This window comes from Mesorhizobium sp. M1004, assembly GCF_040318795.1.
Taxonomy (GTDB): Bacteria; Pseudomonadota; Alphaproteobacteria; order Rhizobiales; family Rhizobiaceae; genus Mesorhizobium.
This window is the reverse complement of record NZ_JAMYNB010000011.1, coordinates 264,157-270,979: the sequence shown is the minus strand read 5'-3', so window position 1 is coordinate 270,979 and position 6,823 is coordinate 264,157. Positions and strand designations below refer to the sequence as shown.

At 61.5% G+C, this 6,823-nt stretch carries 3 protein-coding genes; 1 reads left to right on the top strand and 2 read right to left on the bottom strand.

Annotated features, from left to right (window positions below):
• Nucleotides 1-1,588, bottom strand: a 1,588-nt coding sequence (locus tag NKH54_RS23545) for a DUF4347 domain-containing protein (RefSeq protein ID WP_353029031.1), incomplete at its 3' end; no start/stop codon positions are given.
• A 91-nt stretch (nt 1,589-1,679) separates the two neighbouring features.
• Nucleotides 1,680-1,994 carry a hypothetical protein gene (locus NKH54_RS23540; protein WP_023730058.1) on the bottom strand — a complete coding sequence of 105 codons (315 nt, stop codon included), beginning with the start codon at nt 1,992-1,994 and terminating at the stop codon, nt 1,680-1,682.
• Nucleotides 1,995-3,101: 1,107 nt separating this feature from the next.
• On the opposite strand from NKH54_RS23540, the gene NKH54_RS23535 reads away from it, so the two are divergent.
• A complete protein-coding gene (locus NKH54_RS23535) occupies nt 3,102-6,821 on the top strand; it encodes a glycosyltransferase (protein ID WP_353029030.1) in 3,720 nt (1,239 codons plus the stop codon).
• Nucleotides 6,822-6,823: the final 2 nt, after the last annotated feature.

The following is a 6,823-nucleotide window of genomic DNA, read 5'->3' as shown; positions in this document are numbered from 1 at the left end:
CAGTAGAGCCGGTGGCACCAGTCGAACCTGTCGCTCCCGTATCGCCGGTCGCACCTGTGGCTCCGGTTCCACCAGTCGAGCCAGTCGAGCCCGTTGCACCGGTCGCGCCGGTATCACCGGTTGCTCCGGTCGAGCCTGTCGCACCAGTAGAGCCGGTGGCACCAGTCGAACCTGTCGCTCCCGTATCGCCGGTCGCACCTGTGGCTCCGGTTCCACCAGTCGAGCCAGTCGAGCCCGTTGCACCGGTATCGCCGTTTGCTCCGGTCGAGCCTGTTGCTCCAGTCGAGCCTGTTGCTCCAGTCGAGCCAGTCGCACCAGTAGAGCCGGTTGCTCCGGTCGAGCCGGTGGCGCCGGTCGCTCCCGTATCGCCGGTCGAACCTGTGGCGCCCGTTGCACCGGTCGAACCAGAAGCACCCGTCGCGCCAGTCCCACCTGAAGCGCCCGTGGCGCCGGTCGCGCCTGTGTCACCAGTTGCGCCAGTGGCGCCCGTTGCACCGGTTCCGCCTGAAGCACCCGTGGCGCCGGTCGCGCCAGTTGCGCCCGTTGCACCGGTTCCACCCGAAGCACCTGTCGCGCCAGTCGCACCGGTCCCGCCTGAAGCACCCGTGGCGCCGGTCGCGCCAGTTGCGCCAGCACCGGTGGCGCCCGTCGCGCCTGTAGCGCCCGTCGCACCTGCGCCGGTCGCTCCCGTGGCGCCTGTCGCACCCGTGGCGCCGGTCGCACCCGTGGGGCCCGTGGGGCCTACTTGACTCGTGATGTTGAAACTGCCCCCATTGAAATTATTGTTGTTGGTGGGATTGGCAGCACCGGCCGTGAAAATATAAGTGTTACCGGCACCAGGTACAAGTGTACCCATTACACCGAAGTTGGCATTGTAAATGGTATAATTGTGAGTAGTGTCTGGTATCGTTATGGTTGCAGCAAACGCAAATACCAATCCGTTTGTTGCGGATGGAAGTTGGAAGCTACCAACCACTGTATCGGGGTTGAGTGATGTATCCACGAGATAATACGTGTTAACGTTACTGCTGTTGCCCGAACCAGTAATCGTACCCGTGAGTGTCAGGTCACCTGCTACCAGCACCCCGCTGTAACTTGCCACGCCAACTGAGGTCAGCGGAGGTAAGGGCGTGGACGCACTCACGTGTTCCGACATCCCCCAAGAGCCACCTAGCTTGGCTGCGCCAACCAGCGATCTCGATGCGCGGACGTCCGCGCCGACGGCCTGTTCCAGCGCCGCAACGAAGGTCTCGCCAGCATTCCCAAAAGCTGTCTCGCAGCTCCACAGTCGGAGTTCGCCGTCCGCGGCAAGCGCCCTGCCGATTGCGGCAAGATCCTCAGCATCTTCCTTCAGTGTGGCGGCCGACCACTCTCCGGCTGTGAAGCTAACCCGGCCAGGCGCGCCGTGCGCCATAATATGGATCGCGTCGAGCCCTTCGTGCCCTGCGAGCGCCGCAGCGATCTGCTGCGCCGCCGGCCAGCGGCCGTCGAGCACAATCGCTTGAACCTCGGGGCGCACGTTGCCGAAAACTGTCTGAAGGTCGGAGACCGAAGGATCGACAAAAAGAATTTCAGTGGCACGGGCCATGACTGGCTCCTGTTGGCTTCGAACTCAGTTCAAGCTGAAACCGCCCACCGGCCTGGCCGGTGAGCGCTCGGGATCAGCGACTTGAGAGGCCTCATCTTCCGGACGGTCCGACGGCGCTGTCGGGATGTTCGACAGCGGGGCTCTCTACGCGGAGGAAGCTGCAGGCCTGGAAATTCCCGCCATCGTCAAACGTGCCAATCGCCAACGAACCGGCTGCGGCCGGAACCTTGACGGTGACAGCGACGGCGAGGCTTCGCTTGACGGCCTTGGGAAGAATGACCTGACCGACGACGGCGCTCTTGGTCGTGTCCAGGATAAAATATGGCACATTCTCGGTCGTGTCGCCGATGGGCAAGACGCCTCTCACGGCAACTTCCATGACCGCAAACCCCGTTATATAGCTCATGATTTCCTCCTCGGTCGGCAGCGGATGCGCTGCCGTTTGTCTTGTTTCGTGCCTAGGTTTCTATCGCTGCCGGGCGCCCGCGCCCGCTGAGGCCGGTCGCAGCTTCTACCGGCGCTCGAGCCGCGTGCATTGAGCAGCCAGCAGCTCCGTAAACCGGCGGGCGCCGCGCAGAGCGACGAGCCGGGCGCTCAATACTTGAAGGCCTCTTCGTGCCGGCCGATCGAACGGCGCCCCGCTTGTCTTCAATGAGATGAGTGTGGAGTTCGCAACTGGACGGCGGTCCACAGGGCACCGAGCAATACTCATCAATCGCCAGGCAATCTTTGCTGGCGGCCAGGTGCAGATAATTGGGGGATTGATCGAAGCAGAAACCTGCGTTGCGGACGCATCGTTTCGCACTTGGTATCACACCGACCACAGCCAACTCCCAACACGCGTGTCAACTTGCGAGGGAAATCGACTACTTGCGAGGGAACATCAGGTTGGGAAAACGTTGGATGACGTCTTCCTTGCGCCAAACACTTTCTGCGCCCTCACGCACGAAGTGGCACTTGCTCCAGATACTCTCCTGGCTTCGCAGACAGCGCGAACCGACAGGCCTACTGCCCGGTCCACGGAAACCCTCCCATACATAAGACATTAGTAAATTATAAAATTAGCAACTTGTAAATAACCTGTTTACAATTTGTTAATTGCCCAACCACGATTTACTACCTTGGAAAACATCGAGATGGCGCGGATACGGCCAAATGCATCGAAAAATCCGGGGCTTAAGATACACCACCTTCGTTATCGACGAACGCTTGATATCGCGGCGGGGGTGTACGTAGCGATCGAGCCTACAGGGCAATTCGCAAAGCCTCGCCCAAGGTGACCGCGAGACCCTTGCTGCGGCGGAAGGTGCTGGCTAACAATGGATCACGCTGAGGTAGCATCCAGATGGCCGAGGCAGGGGAAAATGTGCATGGGACATGAAGGCCGGATAAGTCCGCACTGGAACGGATCCCTGTCCCCGACGGCACCATGGCACAAATGTAACCGCTTCAGCCCGCAGTCATGGGGGTCGAAAGTCAGCATATGACAAGCGGTAAGCGCCTCTGCCTTAACATGATCGTCAAGAACGAGATGGCGAACCTTCAACGCTGTCTCGGGGCGGTTGTCGACCACATCGACTGCTGGGTCATCGGCGACACCGGCTCGAACGACGGAACCCAGGATTTCATCAAGGCGTTCTTTGCCGTCCACAACCTGCCTGGCGAGCTGCATGAGTTCCCGTTCCACAATTTCGAGCAGGCCCGCAACGCCGCGCTCGATCACGCCTATGCCTCGCCGCTCGCCTATGACTATCTGCTGTTCGACGATGCCGACATGGAGCTGATGGTTGAGGATACGGGGTTCCGCGAGGGGCTCGACGGCCCGGGCTACCGGCTGTTGCAGCGGTCGGATTCCGGCCTGGCCTATTGGAACACGCGCCTTGTCAAACGCGACGCCGGTGCCCGCTACCATGGCGTGACCCACGAATATCTCGACGTGCCCGGTGGCGTGCAGGAACTGAGGGGTGCCTGGTACAAGGACCACGCCAGCGGCTCGAACCGGGTGGACAAGTTCGAGCGTGATGCCAGGCTTTTGCTGGACGCCCTTGAGAACGATCCGGAAAATCAGCGCTACTGGTTCTACCTGGCGCAGTCCTACCGCGACGCTGGGCGGACGGCGGAGGCGGCGGTGGCCTACGCCAAGCGTGCCGCGATGGGCGGCTGGGACGAGGAGGCGTGGAATGCCCGCCTGCAGGAGGCGCGCTGCCTGCGCAAACTCGGCGACGAGGCTGGCTTTGTTCAACAGGCGCTTACCGCCTTCAATCAACGGCCGCAACGCGCCGAGCCACTTTATGACCTGGCACGGTTTTACCGCGAGAAGGGGATGAACGACGCCAGCGTGTTGTTCTCCGAAGCAGGGCTGGCGATCAAGCGGCCGGAGCAGGACATCCTGTTCCTCGAGGATTTCGTGTACACGACAGGCCTGCGCGAAGAGTATGCGATCGCGGCGAATTATGCGCGCGACCCGGTGCGCAAGGATCGCGGTTTCGCGACTTGCAACTGGTTAGCGCTGGACCGCAGTATCGGCGATGGACCCAGGGATCTCGCGTGGTCCAACCTGTTCTTCTATATGCAGCCAGCCAAGACAACGATGCCGTCGTTCAGCGCTCATCCGATCGTTTTCGCTGCGCCCGAGGGCTACAGGCCGTCAAGCCCCTCGGTGGCGCGCCTGGGCAAGGAGATTGTGCTTGCTCAGGCAGCGGTGAACTACACCACAAGCGAAGACGGCGTCCATCTCCGGACGAAAGGCGGCGAGGCGATCCTCGCTCGGAATTTCCTTCTGCGGTTGACCAATGGGCTCGCCGTCCGATCGACAACCGAGATGCTGCCGCCGACAAACATGCGCGAGGCCGGCGTCGAGGACCTGCGTCTGTTCGCCTGGAAAGGTAAGCTGTGGGGCTCGGCCTCCGTCCGCGATCTGGCGGACAGCGAGGGCAAGCAGGTCATCATGCGCGTCGACGACAGCGAAACCGGCCACCACCGGATGACCGACCTGCGCGTGCTGCCCGCGACGGGGCCGAGTGCGCACGACAGGAAATGGATGACGCAGGTCACATCAGGCGAAGCCGGCGAGGAGCGGCTGCAGTTGGTCTGTTTCGGCGATCCAATTCGGGTGGCGGATGAGCGAGCTGAAACGATCAGCGAGACCTCTCCTGGAATTGCGGCCCAACGATTCGGCGGCGTAAGCCAACAGGTCGCTTTCGCCGGCGGTTGGCTAATGTTGATTCACGAGGTGCAATGGAGACCCTCCGAGAACAGGCGATACTGCCTGCATCGATTTGTTTGGTTCGACGCAATGAACCTGCTGCAAAAGGTGAGCCGTCCCTTTTACTTCAACGAGAAGGGCGCCGAGTTCGCTGCCGGCTTGGCTTGGCATCCCGATGAGAAGCGCTTGCTGATTTCCTACAGCGTTGCCGACAGCGAGTGCTGGATCGCGACCGTCGATGATGCGGATGTGGGAGGGATGCTAGAGGATGTGGATCGCCTGTCGTCGGTGGCTGATCCAGGGACGAAACAGACACTGTCGACGCCGGCCTTGCGCGCCCCTCCAACGAAAGCCGGGATCAAGCCTGGCCGCGCCGACGGTGGGGCCATGGGTGATGCAAACCGGGCGCCGTTGGAAGGTAAGGACTTCGGCACCGGCAGCATGAAATCGACAGAAGAGATCTTTCATGAGCTCGCGCCGTTTCTGCGCGACGCCGATTCTCCGCTGGAACGACTGCAACGATCGCGCCAGTTCGACGCGCGGATTTATCCCTTCCTTGGCAGCGACGACACCGCACTTCCGCAGATCAACTGCTTCTATGAAGTGATGTCCGACAAAGCTGAGCATCGTACCTTGATTGGCGCCACAACGTCGATGCGAGCGGCTGGCCATCCGGTGCGGGTGTGGAGCTATGCGCCAGAGAAGCTCGAATTCCTCGTCCCGCACGGGATCGAGGTCCGCAATGCCGACGACGTCATGCCGCGGGCCCTGTTCGAGCGCATCGTCGCCGGCTCCGAGATCAGATATTTCAGCGATATTTTCCGCTACGCCCTGCTCTACGAACATGGCGGCCTGTGGATGGATTCCGACGTGATCCTGCTGCGGCCGTTCCCCTTTCGCGGCGATCATTTTTTCAATCTGCAATGGCGGGGAGCACACAAGGGCCACTTCATCTGCGGCAACGTCATATACGCCAAGCCCTACAGCCGCCACCTCAGGGCGCTATACGAATTGTCGCTCGAGCGTTTCCAAGAAGCGCGCGGCAAGGAGTTCGGTGACATCGGCCCGAAGCTGCTCTCTGACTACATCGCGACCGCAGCCGGCGCCGAGCTGCGCGACCGGATATTCAGCCCGATGTTCTTCAACGCGATCGATTGGACCGAGATCGACAGGTTCGATAGGCCGTTATCGGAATTGACCGATTATCTGAACGATGCCCGCGTGTTCGGTATCCACCTGTGGACGGCCCGCAACGACGCCCGGCCGGGCGGCGAGGAGGCACCGTTGATCTCGCAGCTGATCAACCCACTCGATAGTTTCCCGGCATTCACAACTCTCGCCGACCGCTTCAATACCGACAAGAACCGGCATACCGGCAACCGTCATGCCTATGCCAGGGTCTACGATCGCCTGCTGTCGGGCAGAAGGCTGGCCATGCGGCGGCTCATGGAAATCGGGCTTTGCCGCAGGCTGGCGGACAACCACAGCGAGACACCTTCGGTCGCGCTATGGCAGAGCTACTTTCCGTTTTGCCAGGTGGTCGGCGTCGACCTGACGGACTTTTCCCGCCTGAACAATGAACGTTTCAAGTCGTTCGTCGGCGACCAATCCAAGCTGGATGATCTGCGCGGAGTCGCGGCGAAACTCGAGCCGCGCTCGTTCGACGCGATCATCGACGACGGCAGCCACGCCTCGTTCGACGAGCAGCTCACCCTGCGCGAGTTCTTCCCGCTGCTCGCGGAGGGCGGCTGGTATTTCATAGAAGACCTCGACTGGCAGCCGCCGGGCGAGGATCTTGGCAAGATCACGCTGACGAAGAACTTGCTGCGGGAAATCCAGCAGTACGGCAGCGCGCGCTCGGTCGATCCGCTGGATGTGAGCGCGCTTGCCGGTCAGTTCGCCGAGATCCTGTTCTTCGACAGCCACTACGAGTTGAATCGGGCGAAACTGCTGGGAGGCCTGGTGGCTATCCGCAAGGGCGCGTCGGGCATGTCCGCCAGGCGAAATCTTGCACCAGCGCGTGAGTGAGC

Excerpts from the sequence above, each read along its gene's own strand:
- NKH54_RS23535 (WP_353029030.1), top strand. The coding sequence starts at position 3,102 with ATGATCGTCAAGAACGAGATGGCGAACCTTCAACGCTGTCTCGGGGCG.
- NKH54_RS23540 (WP_023730058.1), bottom strand. The coding sequence starts at position 1,994 with ATGAGCTATATAACGGGGTTTGCGGTCATGGAAGTTGCCGTGAGAGGC.